The 23,425-nt window shown below is 43.3% G+C and carries 17 protein-coding genes and 3 pseudogenes; 13 read left to right on the forward strand and 7 right to left on the reverse strand.

The annotated features are described in order from the left end of the window. Nucleotides 1-138: 138 nt before the first annotated feature. Nucleotides 139-324 carry a hypothetical protein gene (locus V7K27_RS05615; protein ID WP_334945112.1) on the reverse strand — a complete coding sequence of 62 codons (186 nt, stop codon included), beginning with the start codon at nt 322-324 and terminating at the stop codon, nt 139-141. Between the two features lie 213 nt (nt 325-537). Between V7K27_RS05615 and V7K27_RS05620 the strand changes: the two genes are divergently transcribed. From V7K27_RS05620 to V7K27_RS05635, 4 genes are all read left to right on the forward strand, one after another. Then, the gene (locus V7K27_RS05620) at nt 538-750 is read left to right on the forward strand and encodes a hypothetical protein (protein ID WP_334945114.1); all 213 of its coding nucleotides are present in this window, start codon (nt 538-540) and stop codon (nt 748-750) included. Beyond that, nucleotides 747-1,706 (forward strand): D-2-hydroxyacid dehydrogenase, encoded by a 960-nt coding sequence (locus V7K27_RS05625; RefSeq protein ID WP_334945116.1) that lies wholly within the window; start codon nt 747-749, stop codon nt 1,704-1,706. Before V7K27_RS05620 ends, V7K27_RS05625 begins: the two co-directional genes overlap by 4 nt. Nucleotides 1,707-2,428: 722 nt before the next feature. Then, complete coding sequence (locus tag V7K27_RS05630) at nt 2,429-3,061, forward strand: hypothetical protein (RefSeq protein ID WP_334945118.1); 633 nt, start codon at nt 2,429-2,431, stop codon at nt 3,059-3,061. Nucleotides 3,062-3,272: 211 nt separating this feature from the next. Further along, nucleotides 3,273-4,289 carry a catalase family protein gene (locus tag V7K27_RS05635; RefSeq protein WP_334945120.1) on the forward strand — a complete coding sequence of 339 codons (1,017 nt, stop codon included), beginning with the start codon at nt 3,273-3,275 and terminating at the stop codon, nt 4,287-4,289. 192 nt (nt 4,290-4,481) lie between these two features. Here the strand turns inward: V7K27_RS05635 and ltrA are convergent, their stop codons facing one another. From ltrA to V7K27_RS05660, 5 genes are all read right to left on the reverse strand, one after another. Continuing rightward, complete coding sequence (ltrA, locus tag V7K27_RS05640) at nt 4,482-6,128, reverse strand: group II intron reverse transcriptase/maturase (protein WP_334945122.1); 1,647 nt, start codon at nt 6,126-6,128, stop codon at nt 4,482-4,484. Between the two features lie 454 nt (nt 6,129-6,582). Next, nucleotides 6,583-7,488: a DUF928 domain-containing protein gene (locus V7K27_RS05645; protein WP_334945124.1), complete on the reverse strand. Its 906-nt coding sequence runs from the start codon at nt 7,486-7,488 to the stop codon at nt 6,583-6,585. Nucleotides 7,489-7,727: 239 nt separating this feature from the next. Beyond that, nucleotides 7,728-10,100 (reverse strand): CHASE2 domain-containing protein, encoded by a 2,373-nt coding sequence (locus V7K27_RS05650; protein ID WP_334945126.1) that lies wholly within the window; start codon nt 10,098-10,100, stop codon nt 7,728-7,730. A 172-nt stretch (nt 10,101-10,272) separates the two neighbouring features. Then, on the reverse strand, nt 10,273-11,421 hold the full coding sequence (locus V7K27_RS05655) for a DUF1822 family protein (RefSeq protein ID WP_334945128.1): 1,149 nt from the start codon (nt 11,419-11,421) through the stop codon (nt 10,273-10,275). Nucleotides 11,422-11,730: 309 nt separating this feature from the next. Continuing rightward, nucleotides 11,731-12,936: a sigma-70 family RNA polymerase sigma factor gene (locus V7K27_RS05660; protein ID WP_334945130.1), complete on the reverse strand. Its 1,206-nt coding sequence runs from the start codon at nt 12,934-12,936 to the stop codon at nt 11,731-11,733. 568 nt (nt 12,937-13,504) lie between these two features. Between V7K27_RS05660 and V7K27_RS05665 the strand changes: the two genes are divergently transcribed. Then, nucleotides 13,505-13,951 carry a hypothetical protein gene (locus V7K27_RS05665; protein ID WP_334945131.1) on the forward strand — a complete coding sequence of 149 codons (447 nt, stop codon included), beginning with the start codon at nt 13,505-13,507 and terminating at the stop codon, nt 13,949-13,951. A gap of 69 nt (nt 13,952-14,020) precedes the next feature. Here the strand turns inward: V7K27_RS05665 and V7K27_RS05670 are convergent. Then, nucleotides 14,021-15,271 (reverse strand): annotated as a pseudogene (locus V7K27_RS05670) (RNA-guided endonuclease InsQ/TnpB family protein). Nucleotides 15,272-15,563: 292 nt separating this feature from the next. On the opposite strand from V7K27_RS05670, the gene V7K27_RS05675 reads away from it, so the two are divergent. From V7K27_RS05675 to V7K27_RS05710, 8 genes and pseudogenes are all read left to right on the forward strand, one after another. After that, nucleotides 15,564-15,746, forward strand: coding sequence for a hypothetical protein (locus V7K27_RS05675; protein ID WP_334945133.1), 183 nt, complete (start codon nt 15,564-15,566; stop codon nt 15,744-15,746). Nucleotides 15,747-15,802: 56 nt separating this feature from the next. Further along, nucleotides 15,803-15,898, forward strand: a pseudogene (locus V7K27_RS36405) (cysteine peptidase family C39 domain-containing protein); the annotation flags it as partial. A 435-nt stretch (nt 15,899-16,333) separates the two neighbouring features. Further along, nucleotides 16,334-16,735 carry a hypothetical protein gene (locus V7K27_RS05685; RefSeq protein ID WP_334945137.1) on the forward strand — a complete coding sequence of 134 codons (402 nt, stop codon included), beginning with the start codon at nt 16,334-16,336 and terminating at the stop codon, nt 16,733-16,735. Between the two features lie 67 nt (nt 16,736-16,802). Further along, nucleotides 16,803-16,946 (forward strand): annotated as a pseudogene (locus tag V7K27_RS05690) (cysteine peptidase family C39 domain-containing protein); the annotation flags it as partial. 395 nt (nt 16,947-17,341) lie between these two features. Continuing rightward, entirely contained in the window at nt 17,342-17,743 is a 402-nt protein-coding gene (locus V7K27_RS05695; RefSeq protein WP_334945139.1) for a hypothetical protein, read from the forward strand. A 134-nt stretch (nt 17,744-17,877) separates the two neighbouring features. Further along, the gene (locus V7K27_RS05700) at nt 17,878-20,103 is read left to right on the forward strand and encodes a peptidase domain-containing ABC transporter (protein ID WP_334945141.1); all 2,226 of its coding nucleotides are present in this window, start codon (nt 17,878-17,880) and stop codon (nt 20,101-20,103) included. A gap of 203 nt (nt 20,104-20,306) precedes the next feature. Continuing rightward, entirely contained in the window at nt 20,307-21,809 is a 1,503-nt protein-coding gene (locus V7K27_RS05705; protein ID WP_334945143.1) for an HlyD family efflux transporter periplasmic adaptor subunit, read from the forward strand. Nucleotides 21,810-22,210: 401 nt separating this feature from the next. Next, a partial coding sequence (locus tag V7K27_RS05710) for a filamentous hemagglutinin N-terminal domain-containing protein (protein WP_334945145.1) occupies nt 22,211-23,425 on the forward strand: 1,215 nt, incomplete at its 3' end.

Raw genomic sequence — 23,425 nt, forward strand, 5'->3', positions numbered from 1 at the left:
AGAATTCATTCTGAATTCTGACTCCTGACTCCTGAATTCTGTTCGATAATTCAGCTAAATTTGCATTTTACCATAATTTACGGTAAATCGGTCAAGTTAGTGTATTATCTTCTTGATAAGATGTAGGACTTACGCACTTTACAAATTGAGCATCATGTGGATATGAAGCTGATTAAGATAAAAGTCTTGCCCTACATCGTTCCTGGCCTGCTGCCTGGGAATGCGATCGCTCGGAGGGCTGCTGCCTCCCAGTTTGACAGGAGGCAGCAGCCCTCCCACAAGAGCATTACAAGGCAGAGCCTTGTAAGGAGATGTGATGCACATTTGGTTGTCTCTGTCAATGCGTAAGTCCTAGTTTTTGCTATTACTTACAATTTTGTTTCATTAGTTAGTTTTAAGTTTTATTAAGATAGCCCTTGATTTTATAAAAAAAGTGTGCAAAGCTTTTTTTATATGCAAACTACGGTAATACGACCGACAAAGAGTATTAAGTATGAATTGCGATAAACTACGCCCCACCGTAGCCCATCGCCTACGGTGGGACGTAGTTTATCGCACACAGTCATCATTGCTACTGAAGGCATTGGTTTTTTGAGCCAAGCACTAAATTGCAATCTGTTACCTGATGATGGATATCTTATGGCAGTTGAGGTGGGTGCGAGAATGTCATGGATGGAATTTTTAAATCTAGGCGACGATCGCACCTGCTTTTTCACGACAAAGCAACGTGAAGGGAGTTGTCAACTTTGAAAATTATTCTACCAACAGACGTAGCCACAGAACTTGAGGCTCATCTACCTGATGACATAGTAGTTGTGCGTGTGGACAGCGAAGGTAACTTTGATGGCGATGCTAAAGATGCCGAAGTTTACTTTAGCTGGTTTTTCCTGAAACCAACAACATTGCATCGAGTTTTAGAATCTGCACCGCAATTGCGTTGGCATCATGCACCAAATGCGGGTGTAAATCACATCCTTACACCCATCTTTACACCCAAATATATAGAACGTAACCTGATTTTGACTAACGGTGCGGGAGTTCACGCGATTCCCATTGCCGAATTCGTCATTGCTTATATGCTGTTTCATGCCAAGCAACTATCCAAATTACACCAACAACAGACTCAACACCATTGGCAAAAAGGTCTGCCAATTCAAGAATTACTAGATAAAACCTTATTAATTATCGGTGCAGGTGGAATTGGGCAAGAAATTGCGTCCCGTGCTAAAGCTTTTGGGATGCGGATTTTTGGGAGTCGTCGTCACCCGCAACCGCAACCTAACTTTGACAAAGTAGTTGGTGCAGATGAATGGAAAGCACTTTTGGGTGAAGCCGACTATGTTGTGATTGCCACGCCTCTGACCTGGGAAACTAAAGGCATGATTGATGCTGAGGTACTGCATTTGATGCGTCCCAGTGCTTATTTAATTAATATTGCTCGTGGTGCAATTGTAGATGAATTTGCACTGGTGAAAGCATTAGAGGATGGTGAAATTGCGGGGGCTGCTTTAGACACAGTGTTTACAGAACCACTACCAGCAGAAAGTCCATTGTGGTCTTTGCCCAACGTTTTTATTACACCCCACTGTTCTGGTAATTCTCCCAGAGTTAAGGAGCGATCGCTTGCACTTTTTCTCGATAATTTTACCCGCTATCGCCAAGATAAACCTCTGCGTAACATCGTAGATCAAACAGTAGGTTATTAATTCATTTGGACTACACTGATGATTTTTATCTCACAGTCCAGATCACAACAAATCAGTAGCTTTTTAGTGACAACTCTGTTTATCAGTGTTCTAACTGCTGGTTGCACTCGCACTAGTGGAAGCCCAAGACAGTGAAATTTACGACAAATGTCTGTGGGCACTGATTGTATATAAGTGAGTTGGCGCGAAAAAACCCAAGTATATTACGAAATGTAAATAGGCTTTAAGCCCTTACTAATGACCAATACTTCGACGTCGCTCAGTACAAGTGACAAAGCGCAAAGTCTGAGCGGAGGTTTCCTCCGCTCAGAACTTTGTAAGAGAGGACAAATGACAGCCTTCAGCACTTAGCTTTAATTGCGCCGACCTACTTACTACAGGAGATTATAGTAATACTAGTACAGCACGGCGTAAATAAGCCACCCATTTGAAATGTCTCAAACCCTTGCAAACAATTAATTACGAATTACGAATTACGAATTCCGCCTTGCGGTACTAGTGCCTTAGTATGGACTCCAAAACAAATAGCAGAATCGTTATTTGATTATTACGATGCTGGAGTGACAACACTTTTGATTCGCGGTTTTGACCCGTGGAAGATGCGATCGCCTCTGGTCAAGATGTAATTCCGTTGGTAAAAAAAGAAGTACATCGAAGAGAACAACAAATAGTCACCGTTGCCTAGAGTAAGTTCTCATCCTGAATCCTACATCTAATATTTTATGCCTCACACAACTACTCTCGAACCCTCAGAAACAGACCAATGGTTTGTTGATAGTCCTGAATTATCTGAGTTTGTGGCTACTGCCAAAGAAATTATTGCTAGCACAAATCGTAATCACACAAAAACCCTCAATATCCTTGAACCCTATTTTGCTGCCCTACTCCAGAGACAGGATTGGCTACCAGAACATTTTGCTCAACCAAACCCTGACAGTGGTTTAGGCGGCGGTATCGGACAATGGTTGCTGTATCGTTCTCAAGAGCTAACTATTTTTAGTTTAGTGATTCCTCCTAATTCCATTACCCCTATCCACGACCATTTATCTTGGGGACTTGTCGGGTTGTATCAAGGCAAACAAGAAGAAACTGTGTACCATCGCCTAGATAATGGTGAATTAGAAGGATTTGCTCAGTTAGAGATTGTTGGTCTGTATCAAGTAAAACGCGGTGAAATTTACCATTTGTTGCCTCCCGATGGAGATATTCACTCTGTGAAAGCCACTACGGTATTTGCACCATCCATCTCAATTCATGTTATGGGAAATGATATTGGAAGCATTTTAAGAAATAAGTATAATCCAGAACAACAAAGTATCAAGTCTTTTCGTTCTGGTTACTCCAATGCACCTTAAATCATAGTCCCCTCCTCGCTTGCTCTTCGGGGGGGTGAGGTTCTTGTACCTCACTCAAGTGAGATTATCTTAATCATGGGATTGAGCTTGTTGCAGAGCAATCAGAACGCAATGAAATTGCGAGATTAAATTTTATCGCCGTCAAGTTTCCTTTGCAGGTTGGGGTTCGTAATTAAACCTGCCGAATTTGGTTAAAAAAAGGAGAAAAACCATGACTCATGCCAACTTATCTACTACTACACAAGAAGCGGCAACTGATACTATTCTGGATATCGATCTCGATGTTCAAGCTGAAAAAGGGCCAGACCTGCGGAAAGATCATCCCAAAAGCCACGGCTTAGTTTGGGGAGAATTTATTATTGAAGACAACATTCCCCAATCATTACAGGTTGGCATTTTCGCTCAGTCTAAGACTTATCCAATTTGGGTACGTTTCTCAAATGCTTCCGATGCCGAGAAGCGCGGTAAACTCAAGTCAGATTTAGAACCCGATATTCGAGCAATGGCCATCAAACTCATGCAGGTAGAGGGTCAAAAAGTACTGGATGATGAGCAGGAAACTCAAGATTTTCTGCTGATTAATACTCCGATCTTTTTTGTGAAAAATGCTCAAGGGTTTGCCATCCTGACGAAAGCAAGCGTTGGTAAGGCAGATGCAGAAGAATTGCGATCGCTAGCCCCCACTTTTGAAATCCTTAAGGCAGTCACCAGCAAACAAGTTGCCAATCCCCTGCTGATTCAATACTGGAGTACAACGCCCTATCAATTGGGTTCTCAGTCCATCAAATATTCCGTAAAACCTCAACAGCAAGAGTCTCCCAATTCGATCCCCGACTCCGAGAATTACCTGCGTGAAGCAATAGTCGCCTATCTGTCGGCAGACGGTCAAGAGGCCACCTTTGACTTTCTGGTACAGTCCTATGTCAATGACGAGAAAACCCCTATCGAAGATCCGATGCAAGAGTGGAAAGAAGAAGACTCACCGTTTATTAAGCTTGCAACTATTAGAATTCCCACTCAGAAATTCGACTTCCAGGAGCGGGATCGGTTGAATGAAGGACTCTCCTTCAACCCCTGGCATACCCTGACTGAACACGCGCCCCTAGGTAGCGTCAACTTAGCTCGCAAGAAGGTTTATCAAGAAATCGCAAAGGCTCGACGGAGCTATATACAACACCGCATTCAAGAACCACAAGCTCACAGTTCCGTCTTGGATGACCCTCAGTAGTCTCTCTTTAAGTTGAATTTCTATGAACTACCCCAAGCTGGCTTCGCCTGAGCTTGGGGTTTCTACATTCCCCAAGTCGTTTTTAGCAACATCCACCTGAGATTTTGGTAGGGTCGAGGTGTGCATTACTGCATCACCCCTCCCATTCGGAACCGTGCGTGCAACTTTCACTGCACACGGCTACTCAGTGTGTTATCCTTTTGTCAAATCGGACTCCCTAACCTTTTGACCTATGAAATTAGGAATATCATGTATCCACTCCCAGTTAAATTTGTTCCAGAATTGAGAGAGTTTCTCTAGGAATTTGGAGCGGTCTTTCTTCCGTATTTCTTTTAGGTCAAGTGCGGTCTTTTCGTCGTGACAATGCCGATGCAGTAATTGCAGATTTTTGTATTCATCCTTGCCGCCAATGGCTCTGGGGGTGATGTGGTCTACTTCTAAAACATCCCATTCTTGGAAGCTTAAGCCGCACCAAGGACATTTCCCCAATTGAAGTTTTAACAACTTTGCCTTACGGTTGGGCATTTGGGGGTGTGTTCCTAGTCTTTTGCTCCAGTAAACTGTGTCGCCATCGTAAGGGCTTTTATCGCCTTTAACTTTCACATAGTCAGTGCTACTGCAACTTGTTTCCCTATGTTTTAGTAACCGTAGGGGGTTCGCGTACCCTTCCCTGGTTGCGAATACCCAGTTATCACTGTCAATGGAAGTCCAATATTTGATGTGTCCATCATTTATGTTTCCACATCGGCGTTTTGCCCATCGTCGAAGTTTCAGGTATGTGAGGTAATCTTGTTTCGATAGTTCTCCAACGGTTTTGACATCGGAGTTAGAAAAATAAGAAGTCCATCCCCTTATGACAGGGTTAAGGTCTTTTATTAGTACCGCTTGGGGTGAAGACCTGTGTTTTGTGATGATTCTTTTGATTTCCTCTTGGTGAGCCTTACTCGCCTTCGCGGATGGGGTGATGAGGGTGTTAAAACCTAATATTTTACCTTGGGCATCTATATTGCTCCGGTATTTTCCGGCGGGGTATTGTTGGATGTGATGACCGAGAAAGTCAAATCCAGCTTTTCCATCCTCACTTAATTCAGGGTTGAATGTATGAGTTAGCCGAGTTTTTTCTGGTTTTAATTCAAGTCCTATACCAGCTAACCATTCCGAGATAATTTTTCGGCATCTTTGGACAACGGCTTTATTTTCATGGAGAATCACAAAGTCATCTGCATAACGGATAACATTAGGGGTGCGAAAGGACGTTCCCTTTTTGTGAAACCAAGTTTCCCTACCTGTGAGAGGCATCATTGGGAATTCCTGTTTTATCCTTTCTTCCATGCCGTGGAGGGCTATGTTTGCTAATAGTGGTGAAACTATACCGCCCTGCGGCGTTCCCTCAGATGTTGCACTGAATGCTCCTGAATCGATTACCCCGGATTTTAGCCAAGCTTTTATTTGTCGCCTGACTTTTCCTTTGATGTTCAACTTTTGGAGCAGTGCCTCATGGTTGATGCGGTCAAAGCATCGGGCTATATCCGCGTCTAGCGCGTACTTTGCCTTGATTTGAATACAGTTTTTAATCTGTTTTATCGCATCGTGGCATGACCTTCCAGGTCTAAAACCGTAGGAGTTTGGCTCGAAAATAGCCTCCCATTCTGGCTCAAGTGTAGCCTTCGCTACAGCTTGTAGTGCGCGGTCGTACATTGTGGGTATTCCTAATGGGCGTTTTTCTTCTTTTCCTGGTTTTGGAATCCAAACTCTACGTGTAGGTTTGGATTTGCCAGTTAGTTTTAGTTGCCCTGCCAGTTCAAGACGTGCTTTTGGCAATTTGTTTGTTCTACCCATGAACTCCTGCTAGCAGCTTGCGTTTTCAGCTATTACCGCCTCAACTGCTTTCACTCCCGCTTCTGCGTCTGGGTTGTCAATCCAGATACAGGGGAAACTCCTCATCTACCTCACGGTAGAGGGCGCTGTGTGCTTTTAATCCCGCACCGGGACAGTAGGACTTGGTGTATTTTTGATTGGGTTATAATTAGAGTTGGGTAACTTCAATCTTTCCCTTTCTCTTCTAGCTTTCTTAGCTTTTGGCTCGGCTAGGTTTCCACACCTACATGGATAGTGAGTTGTCATTGATTGAGGATTTAAAGTGCGAACTCTACCCTTGATGGGTTACTCAACCAAAGCCAGTCATCCTCCTTATTCAGGTTTCGACTGAACGAATCGCACTGACGCTTCGCACGACCTAGTTGCTTCAAGATCACCGCAGTTTTCCAGGTGCTTAAATCCCTTGACTGGAGGACTAGACGGTAAAGGGTGGTCTTAAATCAGTGGCGGGTCCCAATCCCCGACTGATGGTTACGTAGCTCTGCCGAAGTATTGATTCTGATTCCTGAATTCTGACTCCTGAATTCTTCTTCAAAAGTGGTTGTTTAGCTAAATTCTCTAAATCTACGGATTTAAGCAAATTCATCCACTCCACCGCTAAAGTTGGATCTTCAGGTTTGGCAAGACGTAATTCAGCCAGAGTAGTTAAGGCATCGTACCAAATGCCATTCTGGGCATAAAGCTTTACCCGTTGCAGAGGAGTTGCTTGCTTCGGGCTATCTACTAATTTAGGATTTAGATTCACCCGTTGCACCCATCCTTCCACATACTCCTGCTCTGGAGGTTGTTGGGGATTGCAATTGATTTTAATCTTGAAAAACCAGTGATACATCTTGTCTACTTCCAATGGGGGAGTAGTTGCGTTTAACTGAATACTAATAATTCCTGGTTCTTCTGGGATTGTTACTGTTGTTCGATAAAGAGTTTGACTTAGTTTAGTTGACTCATCTTTGAGAACAAACTCAATGGAATTAATTGTAGATTTTTTATAGGGGACAAAAAACCAAAAAGTTGGATGTTTCTCGGTCGTCAAGCCCCAAACTTTAGTAACAGAAACTGCTTCTGTTTTTCCTTGCTTGAGTGTCTGTTTATATACAGGTACAAGTGCAATTACAGACTGATTACTAACACCACAACCACGACTTGCAGCTCCTCCGCGATCGCCTGTTGCACCCCTGTCTGGAGGAGGCGGAGGAGGCGAAAATGTCACAGGCGCGGCGGCAGATGGTGTTATCCAAATCATTGGAGAAGAGCCGATAATTCCCAACCAAGCCATCCCGAATGCAGCGATTAATTGTATTTTTTGCCAATAGCTTTTCATAAAGCCTCCTGCCTCCTACCTGCTGAACGGTGGTTTTCATGTTTAAAATTGGCGTTATCGAAACAGAATAAAGACGCCAGTCGTCAGAATTCATGTTAGGTATTTTGACCAAAAAAGCGGATGAATAGACTCTTTTTAGACCCACACCAAATCTACGATTTAGTGGTCTTCAATCAGTACCCAGTCCCAATCCCCGACTGATTGATTCTGATTCCTGAATTCTGAATTCTTCTTCAATATTAATTTTTAAATTTTATGTTTAAGTAAGTTGTAACTATTAAACTATTACCTCCTAAAGCCAACATAGCAGGAATCAGAGGAACCCAACAACTATATGCAATAAAAAATATAAAACAGCTAGCATATAAACTGATAATAGCTATACCTGCTGCCAAGCTTAAGTAAGTGAATCGGTGCAGATAAGCAGTAAGCAAACCGCCTAAAAAAGACCAACCCCAAACCCACATTACTTCACCCCAAAGTGGCCAAGTCCACAACAGAGGTTTTCCGTCCAAAGCAGCACTGAGCAGTTGACTGACCATCTCGGCTTGTAAAAATACTCCTGGTATTGCCTGTAATTTCCCTTTAGGAGTGGTGTAGGGAGTTAACCAGTAATCACCAAAAGTTTCTGCTGTTGTGCCAATAATGACTATCCTGCCTTTGACTGCATTGGCATTCAGCTTACCCGTTAGCACTTGTCTCAAAGTAATATGTGGTGCGTTGGCGAAGCCTACCGAAGGTATCGCATCTGGGGAACCAGAGAAGCGATAATTTAACAAAATTTGGTGTCCAAAAGCGTCAATCCCTTGATAACCTCCGGCATGAGCTTCTATTGGTTTAAATTCCTGCTTCCCTAATTGCCACGCGCCATCAGGGGTAAATTGTAACTTAATTCCCTTCGCGTACAGGTAACGCAATGTAAGTTGAACACTCAGGGCATAGGAGGCAGTACAAGGAGATGAGGGTGAGGGAGTTAACGCTAACAGATGGCGACGCACGACATTATCTGAATCTACGGCAATATCGCTAAAACCTAGACTCTTTGGAGAAACTTCTGGTGGTGGTTTCACACCTGGTTTTCCGGCTTGGGAATCGCTGAGTTGACACACCCCCACAAAGCGATCGCTTTTTCGCATTCGTTCTGCCAATGCTGGATAATCCTTACCCACTGGATAATCTCGGTATATATCCAAACCAATAACTTGTGCTTGATATGTCTCTAATTTTTCTAAGAGTTGAGCAAGTGATTTGTCTGACAAGGAACCTTGAGGTTTTTCCTGTTTTTGCGCCTGCACATCTTCTTCAGTCACAGCAACAATCAATAGGCGTGAGTCTGGTTTCTCAGCAGGACGCAAGCGTAACATTTGGTCAAACGCACTTAATTCTAATGGTTGCATCACACCCAAATACCTTACCCCTGTTAATATTCCAGTCATTACCATGCTCGTCAGTAAGAGCAATGAGAACCCAAGCCGATTTGTGATTCTTTTAACAGCCGTAGTTTTAGACAAAGATGTGGGAAGATTGGGTGTATTTCTAAATAATTCCCCCCAATTCAACGGCATCTCTGCCGGATTTTGACAGATCACAGGCAACCATGTCGCGCAGGGAAATTGATTTTCTAGCCCCTGTAACCTTTCTCGTGCTTCCCTCACAGCTAAATACAACGAGTTTCCCTGCGCGAAGGCTTCCAAAAAATACTTTAAAAACTGCTGCGCCACCCGATCGGGTACAGGCTCTCGCATCACGATAATTTCGGGAATCTGCAAAGAAGCAAACTCCCGTGCCAATCCCAAGCCATCACAGGAATTGAAAATCGCCAGTTGTAGACCTCGTTCCACTGCCTTTTTCAGGGCATATTTTAACTGGCTAATTGTGAGACTTTCAGTTTGATTGATGTAGATTTTTCCGATTTCATTCGTTTCCTGAGTAGAACTGTGTCCGGCAAAAAATAGAATCTGCCAATGCTGCTCCCATAGCTGCTCAGTCAGGTCTTGGCATTGTGGTTCAACTAAAAAAGTGATGTCTGTATTCGGTAACAAATTAAGCAGCGCCTGGTCTGCTTTGGTATCAATTCCTTGGCTGTTACCCAAAATCGCTAAGATTTTTACTTTGTCGTATGTGGTTGCGGTTCGGTTGACTTGTTCGTAGGCGGGAGCGCTCAGGGCTATTTCCGCCTGGGGATAGCGTTCCAGCAAATCCCAAAGATGCCAGGGGAGTTTCTGTAATCGGAGGTCTTTGGTTTGTAAAAGCACACGGATATTATCCGCAAGCCTGAGTTTTTCCAACCATTTCTCGCGGATAGGACGAAAGGAATCGGCAGCAAGCCAAGTATTAAAACGTATTTTAAATTCCTCAGTCACCTGCTGGCAGTCTTCTAGGCTGGCGGCTTGGTTAAGTTCCTTGGGTAAACCAATAGGACGAGATGGCAACCTTAAATTACGATAAATAGATTGCCAACGGTAATAATCGCGGAGAATTTCTGGGTTGGGGGGAAGCGCACCCGTAATTTCCACACTAGGGCGGACATTTTCATCGCCAATCTGTAGCGTCACCGGAAACCCTTGTTCAAAGTTTCCCTCCCCTAACTTTAAGATGACTAACTTGCCCACAACGAGTTCTCCACAGATGCTGAGTTGTATCTATTATCAAACAGCAATATTAGCGCCAGTCGTCAGAATTCATGTTAGGTATTCTGACCGGAGCTTTCGCCCTGCTCCGGCTCCGCTCCTGAATTCTGACTCCTGAATTCTGACTCCTGAATTCTGACTTCTGAATTCTTCTTTAAAACCGCAAAATCTCTCGGTCATAATCTTCAGGTGCGGGTTCTATTTCCCAAACTAATCCTTCTCCTAGTTCCAAAATTACTTCCAAATACAACATATCTACAGGAGTTGTTGCTGCATCTTCATTATTCTCAAAAGCTTGTAAGTCTTCTGTTAGTAGCCGAAGCTTAAACCCAGCAGGAATTTGACCACTAGGAGTTGCACTTCGCAATTCAAAGCGCCAAACATATTCCTCAGAAGCGCTTTTTGGGAAAATACGTAACTCGTATCTATCCTCTGCAACTATTATTTGCCGAGACAAGCCGAGGAATGGTTCTGCACTCCGCATTCCTGTAGACACGACGAATTCTCTTTTTTCCCATCCCCACTGTTGAGCTAAATTGCCTACTCCTGTCTGCAACCATTGCGGAATTGACCATTGGATGAGTAAACCCTGACGCAGCTCATACAATTTTTTACGCCAACCGCTATGTGCCAGGAGCGCACCCCATAGTGAAAATGGAACTGCCAAACGCGGGAATTTCACATCGGGATTACCCAACCTTTCTAAGAGGTTTTCTGCCTGGGTTTTGGCAATCGGAGTTAAAGGTGCAATCTGGGCGCGTAAGGCTTCTGGATCATTAAGTTGGCGTGTAACCCACAGCACATTGATATCTGAAATTAAATCTTCAGTTTCCAAGCTGTAAGTACGATCGCCAGCATCATAAACCCCTTTTGTTTTCAGAATTTTATGGGTTGTGTAGCCAAAAATCTTCATCCAGCCATCATCGGGATTGACCTGTACTGCTATGTAGTAGTCAGCAACCCACTCTGGTATATCTACCCATTCCTGCGGTACGCGCAACTCATCGTTATCTATAGCGAGGGTGGGAATTAATACAAGGCGATCGCAATCAAAATTAATCGCTGTACCATTGACTACTTCCCAAAAACTCGGTAATGCCGCACTGTTGGGATAAACCCTAGCAGTGGGGGCAATTTCCTCTTTGAACCAAGGCAAAAATGCTTGCAAGCAAATTTGATTTATCCACCCACGTTGACAAGCACCAGCTGTTGAGTATGGCTGTTCTTGCTCCTCTGGAGATTGGGAAATTTCTAAATATAACTGCCGTGAGTCAATAATGAATGCGGGAGGTGTGTTAAACATAATTTTAGAATGGCTCCATATTAAAAAATGAATGGGGAGTGGGGAGTGGGGAGTGGGGAGTGGGGAAACTAAGTATTACCACAAGGGGCGGGGTTTCAACCTACTTTGGAAAATAGGAATTTTTTCGCTTAACCCTTCTCTACGAGACGCACTCGCGTTCGGCAGAGCTACGGGCATCGCATCGGGCGAGGCTTAAAACCAAATTTTCTATCTCTAGTTTTCTCTTCTGTTCCCCACTCCCTAGTAGAGACGCGATTAATCGCGTCTCTACTCCCTACTCCCCACTCCCTACTCCCTACTCCCCACTTCCTACTCCCTACTCCCTACTCCCGCCCCGAAGGTATGGCTATATTGGACTTTGAGCCATTCCTCTAAGCTTGTGTTTATAGTATCTATTACGTCAGATTTATGAGAAATATGCAAGGTGTTTTGACTCCACTGCGTTAAAGTCAGCAGCAATGACTTTTTAATGCTGCTAAGGCGACGGGAAACAGTATATTGCTTAATTTCTAACTGTGCAGCAACTTCTGTTTGAGTCAGCTTCTGACCGTAGTAAGCTTGTAGTAGTTGTTGTGACTTGGCATCCATTGCAGCGATCGCTTGGTGCAAAAATTCGTTTAACTGAGCTTGCTGATTTCGTGCATTCGCAGCTTCTTCCTGCTCAATAATTTCCGTTAGTAAAGATGTTTGCCAATTTGCAGGCAATATCTCTAATAAATTACCATCATCTTCTTTGAGGGGAGCGTCTGCGGAAACAATCTTAGGATAGAGGAAGGTACGAGCAGCTTTCGCAGAAGATAATATCCAGCTTTCTATGGTTTTCTGGTTGACTGCGGCGGTGGGTGAACTCAATCGGCTTAAACGTTCTACATTATAAAGATTAGTAATAGCCTCCCAAGTCAGAACATCTGGTTTGGTAAGCTGGCGAATTTTTGTATTGTCACCTGTGTGGAGTTCCTTAAAGCATTCCCAGGCTAAAATATAACTTTCGATACTTTGAGCGTTAAATCCGGCATTTTGTAATGACTGCACTAGTCGTTTGCGGCTGAGTTTATGTAATAATGCCCAGTCTGAGCAAATGTTTGCTTCCTTTCGTAAGCGCAGTACATCCTTGATAATCGATTCAAAAGCTAATTCTGCATAGCTTTTTAAATGCGAACTGTATTGAGGATTGAAAGTTTTGAGAATTTTGTTAATATGAGCGATCGCCATCTGAAAACAGTCTGCTAGAGACGATTGTGTGGCAAACTTGAGGGCGAATTTTCTTGCAGTCCAATAGCACACCTCTTGTAAGTAAGCAGAAATATGTGCGATCGCCACAGTACTAGATTCATTCTGCCAAACTTTATACCAGTAAACAGCCCAAAAGGTATCTGATTTCTCAGTTAACGACCCCGTAAGGCAAACTTTCATACTGCGTCGCAGTTTGGCATCTGTTGCCCAACCACTAAATTGGTCTGCCTCAAATTGCACAAATGTAGAAAAGATTTCAACAATGCCCTGTCGGGGTTGCATGGAATATTTGCCGTTGTTTGAACATAGCTGATCTCAATTAACGTGAGTTCAATGAACCTCTCCCTCCCAGCCTCCCTCTCCGAAACGGAAAGGGAGGAGCAACGAAAAATTAAGCTTTTTACTCCCCTCTGGGCTTGCCTAAAACGGCAGGCTGACGCCAAGGTCGAGGGGCTGCTCTTGAGAGGTCAAACAAGATTTGTCGAACTCACGTTCAATTATACAGCGATACAGCCAAAAGCTAATTCCTTGCTGCATAAGGATTTTACAGATTTTTCCAAAATTTTTCTGATCCAAGTGCATAAAAACTAAAAGCCGTCGTAAAGAGTGATATGCAGAGAGATTCACCTACTAAGTACTAAAAAAAGGTGCAAACAAGATGAATTAAACTTTATCGAGTTATCTCTGTATGGCGCATTTAATTAGTGCCTATTTGGTGACTTTTTAATTGAGATTAAAACTTAATTCCAGAGTGATTGAGCCAACTTTGATTTTGAACCTCGAAGTAACAAATCTATCTGGAAAAATTCCTTCAGGAAATTCCAGTCAATTACAATCAAGGAGAAAAACAATGTCAAATATCGACAGCATCACTTCTACTTCTAACAGTTCTGTTGTTAGTCAAGAACAACTGTTCATCGAATTAACTCTCGAAGAAGGAGCAATGCTTGAGGGAGGACAGTTTACAGTTTTAATTAGAGATGCCGGTCCAGCTAGGGCCGCCGTGCCTGTCCAAACAGCTGTCGGCGGTATCGGCGGTAATCCTGGTATCCCTACACCCAACCCGACAGTTCTTCAAATAACAAATGGCACTAGCTACAATTTGTCCTATAACTTAGCCTATGATGCTCCTAACGCTGGCAGTAATCTTGCCATTGCCCCAGGGCAAGTTTCAAATTTTCTCGGTCTAGATCCAATAGCTACAGCAAGTTGGGATCTTGATCTACTGGCGCCAGGGGTACAAAATAGGACTCAGGATCTAGCACCAGGAAGGAGATATGAATTTTACGAAGTCTAACTGAACTGGTTGTCTGACATCCTAAAGAGTCCCTACTCAGTCAGACCTAATATTGACATCCTCCCACCGCTAATCAGGAGTACCTGATATAGCGGGGGATTCCAAAGATCGCTCTTTGGGCTTCCTCTTTCCACGAGTTGATTTGCAAGAAGAGGAGTTTCCTCACCTCTTGTATTGATCAGTCTCTCCAGAGGCGTTAGTTCCGACGTGACCCGCCGTACTCAAGGCTTTTTCTAATATATTTCGTGCTGCGTTCCAGTCCCTATCTTGAGTATGTCCACAATGAGGACAAATATGAGTTCTAGTGCTAAGAGTCTTTTTGACAACTTCACCACAGTTAGAGCAATTCTGACTGGTGTAGTGAGGTGGAACCGCAACAGTTACCACGCCAAATACTTTACCAAAATACTCAACCCATTCACGGAACAGCGACCACGACGCATCACTGATAGACTTAGCCAAGCGATGATTCTTGACCATATTACGCACCTGCAAATCTTCATACGCCACGAGGTCGTTAGACCTCACTACGCACCTTGCTGTCTTAACAGCAAAGTCTTTGCGTTGGCGACTTACTTTGAGGTGTTTACGCGCAAGTTTGTTTCTAAACTTGACTCTGTTGTTGGAACCTTTTTTAGTCTTAGACAAACGGCGTTGCAACCGTTTCAAAGACTTCTCACTTTTACGTAGGTGTCGGGGATTGGCGATGGTTTCCCCATTGCTATCGGTGTAGAAGTGGTTCAAGCCTACATCAATACCAATAGTCTTACCCGTTGGTTCTCGCCTTTCTACTCGCTCTTGGTCAATGCAAAATTGGCAATAATAGCCATCTGCACGACGTACAACCCGCACTCTTTTAAACTGTTTCCTGTGGTAGAAATGCAGGTCACGGGTTCCCCAGAGATTGAAAGTTCCTGCTTTAAATCCATCAGAGAAAGTGATATACCTGCGGTCATCAGAAAGTCGCCACCCACAAGTTTTGTACTCAACAGAACCGTGGGTTTGTTCCTTCTTGAACAAAGGATAACCTTTTTTCCCCGGTTTACCTTTCTTGCAGTTATCAAAAAACCGAGCAATCGCAGACCACGCTCTTTCAGCACTGGCTTGACGAGCCATCGAATTAAGCTTAGACACCCAAGGAAACTCGGTGTTAGCAGCAAGCACAGCGCAGAACTTACTGAGGTCGTATCGCCCAATACCCTTGTTATCCATCCAATATCTAAGGCTTGCATTGCGAACAAAACGAGCAGTTCTAATCGCTTCATCAAGCGCTTGATACTGCTCATCTTCTCCCTCAAGTTTGGCCTCAAATACCAGCATATTTACGTCATGCACACTAACGTAAATCATAACATGGAGAAAGCAAAAAACTCAACTGTTCACTTGGACTCACTGGCTTGCAGCCAGTTATGGTTGGGGAACGTCTCGTTTTTTGCCCTCGATTCATCTCGCCGCCAAATCTGCATATTATGGCGGGAGCCAACTCTGGGAATTAGGTAAAGACTGGGGTGGATCGCAGATCGGTGCGTCTTGACGGACTGCCAAGCGATCGCTCTTACTAACTACTTTTTACTTTTGACTACACCCCCAAGCAGTCAATCAATTTTGGATTTTGGATTTTGGATTTTGGATTGAAAGAGACCGCAAGGGTGCGGGGCATTATGATTTTAAATTTGGGATTTTGGATTTGTTCCGCCCACTAGGGACGGGGCATGAACCAAAAAAATCTAAAATCGGCAATCTAAAATCTAAAATTGGCATAGTCAAACGTCTGAATGGAAAAACTAAACACTGAATACAGTCGGGTCACAAGACCCGATTATATTTTCTCACCAATCATCACACCAGAAGATGAAATACCAAATAGTCTTCCAACACACTGAAGAAGACTGCGGGGCAGCTTGCCTAGCAACCATTGCCAAACACCACGGACGCACATTTACCCTCAAATTGCACAAAGGTAGAAAAGATTTCAACAATGCCCTGTCGGGGTTGCATGGAATATTTGCCGTTGTTTGAACCATAGCTGCTCTCAATTATACAGCCAAAAGCTAATTCCTTGCTGCATAAGGATTTTACAGATTTTTCCAAAATTTTTCTGATCCAAGTGCATAAAAACTAAAAGCCGTCGTAAAGATTGATATGCAGAGAGATTCACCTACTAAGTACTAAAAAAAGGTGCCAACAAGGTGAATTAAACTTTATCGAGTTATCTCTGTATGGGGCATTTAATTAGTGCCTAATTGGTGACTTTTACTTGGAATTAAAACTTAATTCCAGAGTCATTGAGCCAACTTTGATTTTGAACCTCGAAGTAACAAGTTTATCTGGAAGAAAATTATTTCCAGAACTTCCAGTCAATTACAATCAAGGAGAAAAACAATGTCAAATATCGACAATATCACTTCTAACTATTCTGTTGTTGGTCAAGAACAACTGTTCACCGAATTAACTCTCGAAGAAGGAGCCGTGATCGAAGGTGGTCTTACCTACGATCTCAGCAATAATTCGGGTGTTGGCATCAACTACAATATTAACGGAAAAAGTGACTTTTTGAACCCTGGTGATCAGACGCAATATTCTTACTCTACAGCACCAACTGTTAGCTTCGACTCACAGATTGGATCTGGCTATGTTCCAGTTTACCAAAAACTAGTTTCAGAACCAGGAGAAAATGTTTTTGATGTTGCAAATGTCAGTACTTTAGTCTTAATTTCAAGTACTCCTGGTGGTTCTAGTTCTAATCCGCCTGTAAATGTAGGGGTGCCTCAACCTGTAAGCTAAATGCTCAATCAAGTCGGGTCATTTGACCCGACTGTATTTTTTCACTCATAATTAATTGCACCTGAAAATGAAATACCAAATAGTCTTTCAACACAGTGAAGAAGACTGTGGTGCAGCAAGTCTAGCCACCATTGCCAAACACTATGGACGCACATTTACCCTCAAATTGCACAAAGGTACACAAGATTTCAACAATGCCCTGTCGGGGTTGCATGGAATATTTGCCGTTGTTTGAACCATAGCTGCTCTCAATTATACAGCGATACAGCCAAAAGCTAATTCCTTGCTGCGTAGGGATTTTACAGATTTTTCCAAAATTTTTCTGATCCAAGTGCATAAAAACTAAAAGCCGTCGTAAAGAGTGATATGCAGAGAGATTCACCTACTAAGTACTAAAAAAAGGTGCAAACAAGGTGAATTAAACTTTATCGAGTTATCTCTGTATGGGGCATTTAATTAGTGCCTAATTGGTGACTTTTACTTGGAATTAAGTTTTAATTCCAGAGTCATTGAGCCAACTTTTATTTTGAACCTCGAAGTAACAAGTTTATCTGGGAAAAATTTATTTCCAGAACTTCCAGTCAATTACAATCAAGGAGAAAAACAATGTCAAATACCGACAATATCACTTCTACTTCTAACTATTCTGCTGTTGGTCAAGAACAACTGTTCACCGAATTAACTCTCGAAGAAGGAGCAGTGATCGAAGGTGGTTTTACCTACGATCTCACCAATAATTCGGGTATTCCCCTCAACTACAATATTAACGGAATAAGTGACTTTTTGAACCCTGGCGATGATAACCAATATAGTTACTCTACAGCACCAACTGTTAGCTTCGACTCACAGATTGGACCTGGCTATGCTGTAGCTAACCAAAAACTAGTTCCAGATCCAGGAAAAAATGTTTTTGATGTTGCAAGTGGCAATACTTTAGTCTTAATTTCAAATACTCCTGGTAGTCCTAGTTCTAATCCGACTCCAAATATAGTTCCTCGCACAGTATAGCCTAAGCGCAATGACCTTTTACTGCCTCAGCCAAGCAGTGAAAAGTCGAATATGACAAGCTAAATGCTCAATCAAGTCGGGTCATTTGACCCGACTGTATTTTTTCACTCAGTATTAATTAATTGCACCTGAAAATGAAATACCAAATAGTCCTTCAACACAGTGAAGAAGACTGTGGTGCAGCAAGTATAGCCACCATTGCCAAACACTACGGACGCACATTTACCCTCAACCGTGTCCGGGAAGCCGTAGGTACTGGTTCTAGAGGAACATCCTTGCTGGGATTGAAGCGAGGAGCCGAAGTACTAGGATTCAATGCTCGCCAAGTTAAAGCCACTCCCCAACTAATCGACCAATTACACCAAATATCCCTACCAGTCATTATTCACTGGAAGGGCTACCACTGGGTAGTTTTATACGGACAAAAAGGTAAGAAATATGTCATCGCTGACCCTGGTGTTGGTATCCGTTACCTGACCCGCCAGGAGTTAGTTGCAGGTTGGGGTAATGGCGTGATGTTACTGCTAACTCCTGACGACAGCCGCTTTTATCAACAAGAGTCAGATAAAATTGGCGGTCTTGGGCGTTATATGCAACGGGTTTGGCCCTATCGCTTTATTCTCGCCCAAGCGATCGCAATTAACATCGCCATTGGACTGCTTTCTTTAGCATCTCCCTTTATGATGCAACTCCTCACCGATGATGTATTAGTACGAGGTGATACCCAACTACTAACTACTGTGGCAATTGGCGTTATTGCCATGAACTTAATTAGAAGCGCCATTAGTTTAGTACAATCTCATCTCATCGGTCACTTTGGTCAAAAATTGCAATTAGGACTAATCCTCGAATACGGACGCAAACTCTTACATTTACCCCTTTCCTACTTTGAAGGACGACGCAGTGGGGAAGTTGTCAGCCGCATTTCTGATGTTAAGTCCATCAATAACTTAGTTTCCCAAATTGTCCTCGGATTACCAAGTCAATTTTTTATCGCTGTAATTTCCTTGGGCATTATGCTCTTTTACAGTTGGGAACTAACTCTAGCTTCCATAGTTGCATTTATTATTGTCACAGCTGTTAACTTGCTTTTCTTACCCGCGATGCGCCAGAAAACCCGCAATATGATTGTTTCTGGTACAGAAAACCAAGGCTTTTTGGTGGAAACATTTCGTGGTGTGCAAGTATTAAAAACTACCCAAGCCACTCCCCAAGCTTGGGAAGAATACCAAGGGAATTATGGTCGCCTCGCCCACCTGGGCTGGAGTACGATGAAGCTGGGACTTTATAGCAGTACAATTACTGGCGTTCTTTCCACTTTCATTAGTATTGGCATCCTCTGGATGGGTAGCTATTTAGTCATTAATCGCACCTTAACAATCGGTCAATTGATGGCATATAACGGCATGAGTGGCAATTTTCTGGGCTTCCTAAGTGCTGCGATCGGCTTAGTAGATCAGTTTATTACTGCCCAGATTGTCATTCAACGGATGACAGAAGTTATTGATGCTACCCCAGAAGACGAGAATGATTTCAAAAAGCCTTGGGCACAAATTCCTGGGAATGCGGATATTACTTGCACTGAACTTAACTTTCATCACGCAGGTAGAGTTGACCTACTAGAAGATTTTTCCTTAACTATTCCTGGCGGTCAAGTCATTGCTTTAATTGGCAAATCTGGCTGTGGTAAAAGTACCCTGGCGAAATTGATTACTGGTTTATATAAACTTCAGTCTGGCAATATTCGTTATGGTTTCTATAATCAGCAAGACCTGTCTTTAGAATGTCTGCGACAACAGGTAGTATTAGTTCCTCAAGAACCCCACTTCTGGAGTCGTTCTATTATTGATAACTTCCACTTTAGCTATCCCCACATCAGTTTTGAAGAAATTGTCAGAGCTTGTCAAATTGCTGGTGCAGATGAATTTATTAGCAAACTACCCGATAAATATCAAACTGTCTTAGGAGAATTTGGTGCAAATCTTTCCGGTGGACAACGCCAAAGATTAGCGATCGCCAGAGCAATAGTTACTGAGCCACCGATCTTAATTTTAGATGAATCCACGGGCGCACTCGACCCTGTAAGCGAAAGACAAGTACTAGATAGACTTTTATCCCATCGTCATAATAAAACGACTATTCTGATTAGTCACCGTCCCAAGGTCATACAAAGAGCAGATTTAATTGTACTTTTAGAACAAGGACGCTTAAAGATTCAAGGTACACCAGAAGAATTGCGGAAATTACCCGGTGAACATTTAGATTTCCTCGATGATATTTTCCCCTCTCAGGATGCGTTGGCGCTGACATCTTCCTCGGCTCAACGTAACGGCAAGTCTGTTGCCATTAATGTAAGATAGCAATTCTAAATCATATCATCTTCGCCAAATTACCCATAATAAAAGAACCCCACCCCCAGCCCCTCCCCGCCGGCGGGGAGGGGAGCTAAAGCGCAGCTTTGGCGGGGTGGGGTTCCGGGTTTTATGCTTAATTGCCCGGACATGATATCAGTTGTAAAAATCTCTGTTTTCTCTGTGCCTCTGCGGTTTATTCATATTACATCATGGTTAGCAATACAGATTTTCTACCTCCAATTCAAACTAATGAATTTCTTCCACCAATTAATCGTTGGACAACCTTTGGCGGAATGTTTATTCTCTGCGTTCTCGGACTAGCTGTTCCAATCGCTGCTGTCACTAAATATAAAGTCACCGTCCAAGGACAGGCGGTTGTGCGTCCGGTGGGTGAATTGCGAATTGTGCAAGCGGCGATTGAAGGTCAGGTAATGCACATTTATGTCAAAGAAAATCAAGTTATCAAAAAAGGAGATGCGATCGCAACTATCGACGACTCCCGTCTGCAAACGAAAAATAGCCAATTGCAAACTAGTATTCAACAATCTAAGTTACAACTAGTGCAAATCAATGCCCAGATTAATGCCCTCAACAGCCAGATTCGAGCCGAAACTGACCGCGTAAACCGGATTATTACTGGTGCCCAAGCCGAATTGAGCGGTCGCCGTCGGGAATATCGAGATAAAAATCTTACCACTGTTTCCGAACTCCAAGAAGCTGATGCTAACGTCAGAATTGCTGAGTCAGAATTGCAGGCTGGGAAAGCACAGTTAAAAACAGCACAAGCGAATCTTCATGCTGCTGAAGCTGCTTTGGGTGTAGCCCAGTCAAAACAGAACCGATATGAGAGTGCAGCCACCCAAGGGGCGCTATCTAAGGATCAATTGGAAGAAGCACAATTAGCTGCAAAACAGCAAGAGCAAGCGGTAAAGGCGCAACAAGCAGCAGTGGAGGCGCAAACAGAAACAATTCAACGGTTACAAGAAGCTATATCTGCTGCCATTGCGAGAAGACAACGCGCCCAAGCATCCGTAAATCCAAGTAATGCAGAAGTAACTGTTGCTACTGAACGTATCGCTCAAGAAAAAGCTGGAGGAGAAAGCAACAAGGCGACTTCAGAAAAGGAACGTCAAGCCCTAATTAAGCAACGGATTGAAATTGAGAAGCAGCTAGAGCGTGATACCAGCGAACTCAAACAAGGGGAAATAGATTTAGCTCAAACCGCGATCGCAGCTACTGCCGATGGGATAATATCTCAACTCAATTTGCGAAACCCAGGTCAAACTGTGCGTCCTGGCGAAGAAGTGATGCAAATTGTCCCCACTGATGCGCCTCAAGTTTTGAAAGCAGTAGTGGCATCTGAAAATCAAAGTAAGTTAAAAATTGGTCAAAAAGTCCAAATGCGGGTCAGCGCTTGTCCTTACCCAGATTATGGTACTCTGAATGGAAAAGTGCAGGCGATTTCTCCAGATGCGATTACTCCCCAAAAGAATAATAGCAATTCATCTACTGACACATCTGTTAGTCGGCAAGCACCAACGGCTGGTGCTTTCTATGAAGTGACTATTGAACCAGAAACTCTGGTTTTAGGTAAAGGGAAAAACCAGTGTCACATTCAATTGGGCATGGAGGGTAGGGTTGATATTATTTCCCGTGAAGAAACGGTGCTGCAATTCTTTCTCCGTAAGGCGAGGTTGATGAGTGATTTGTAACTTTTTCTTTTGGTCAGCATTACCTAATGTAAAGTTTTAGAAACTTTACTATCATCTAGTTAAAGTATCTGCTGAAATTAATTGTAGAAAAATTTATCAATATAGCGTATAGCGTTTCCTAATCACATGAAGTCCATCATAGTCCCCTCTCGAAGAGCGGGGAGGGGGTTGGGGGTGGGGTTCTTGTATCTCACTCAAGCGAGAACCGCTATAGCGTTTCTCGTTTGTATTAAATACACTCTGACCTCTCTCCTAAAAAAAGGAGAGAGGCTTAAAACCTTACTCCCCAACCCTAGTAGGGAAGGGGCTGGGGGTTAGGTCTGTATTGAACTCAACCCGAAGCGCTATAGATTGATTGCATATTCACGGGTAGGAAATGAGCAAGCGAGGCTGGTTCTGATATGGCAATCTGTGGAGATCGGAATTGGCGCTCAGGTTTATTAGGAGTTTTTAGGATTATTGGAGTGCTTGCTCATGTCATATTTGGTTCTGAAAATCACGCCTTAGCCCAGATTACCCCTGATGGAACCTTGGGCGATCGCTCTTCAAGAATAACTCCCAATGTGAATATTAAAGGTAGTGTTGGCGATCGCATTGATGGCGGAGCAATTCGTGGTGCAAACCTGTTCCATAGTTTCCAGGAATTCAATGTGGGAGAGTTGCAGCGTGTTTATTTTGCCAATCCCACGGGAATCTCCAATATTCTCACACGGGTGACGGGAAGTAATATCTCGAATATTCTCGGCACTTTGGGGGTGAATGGTGGTGCAAATTTGTTTTTTCTCAATCCCAATGGGATCATTTTTGGAAACAATGCACGGTTGGATGTGGCGGGTTCATTTGTGGCGAGTACGGCGAATTCATTTGTGTTTGGCGATCGCTTAGAATTTAGTGCAACTAATCCTCAGACTCCTTCTGCATTACTAACAGTTAATCCTTCGGCATTGTTCTTCAATCAACTTCAGCCTAGCAGAATTGAAAACAGGTCAATTGCACCAGCAGGAATAACTCCCGCAGGTCTTAATGCTTATGGTTTACGAGTAGGAGATGGTAAAAGTTTGCTGCTAGTGGGCGGTAATGTCAGCATGGATGGCGGCAATTTAAATGCTTATGGTGGGAGAGTTGAATTCGGGGGGTTAGCAGCACCGGGAAATGTCAATCTTGTTTTTAATCGGGATAATCTCAGCTTGAAATTCCCTCTTAATGTGACTCGTGCTGATATATCGCTTACCAATCAAGCGGGTGTATTTGTGACTGGGGCTGGTAGCGGTAATATTGCAGTTAATGCCCGTAATTTAGAGATATTAGGAGGAAGTCTCCTTTCTGCTGGTATTGGGGTAGGTTTGGGTACACCTGAAACTGTTGCCGGGGATATTACCCTCAAAGCTACCGGGGAAATCAAAATTGCAGGTTCTGGGAGCATAATTCGCAATTTAGTGCGCTTGGGATCAAAAGGCAATGGAGGTAACATTTTCATCGATTCTGGTGACTTCTCTCTAAGTGATGGCGCTCAACTTTCTACCTCAACTTATGGACAGGGGAATGCGGGGAATGTGACAGTGGGTGCAAAAGATGCTATTTCCCTTGCAGGTCAAGCTTACATCCTCAGTACAGTG

Origin of the sequence: Nostoc sp. (assembly GCF_036919575.1) — a bacterium.
GTDB lineage: Bacteria > Cyanobacteriota > Cyanobacteriia > Cyanobacteriales > Nostocaceae > Nostoc.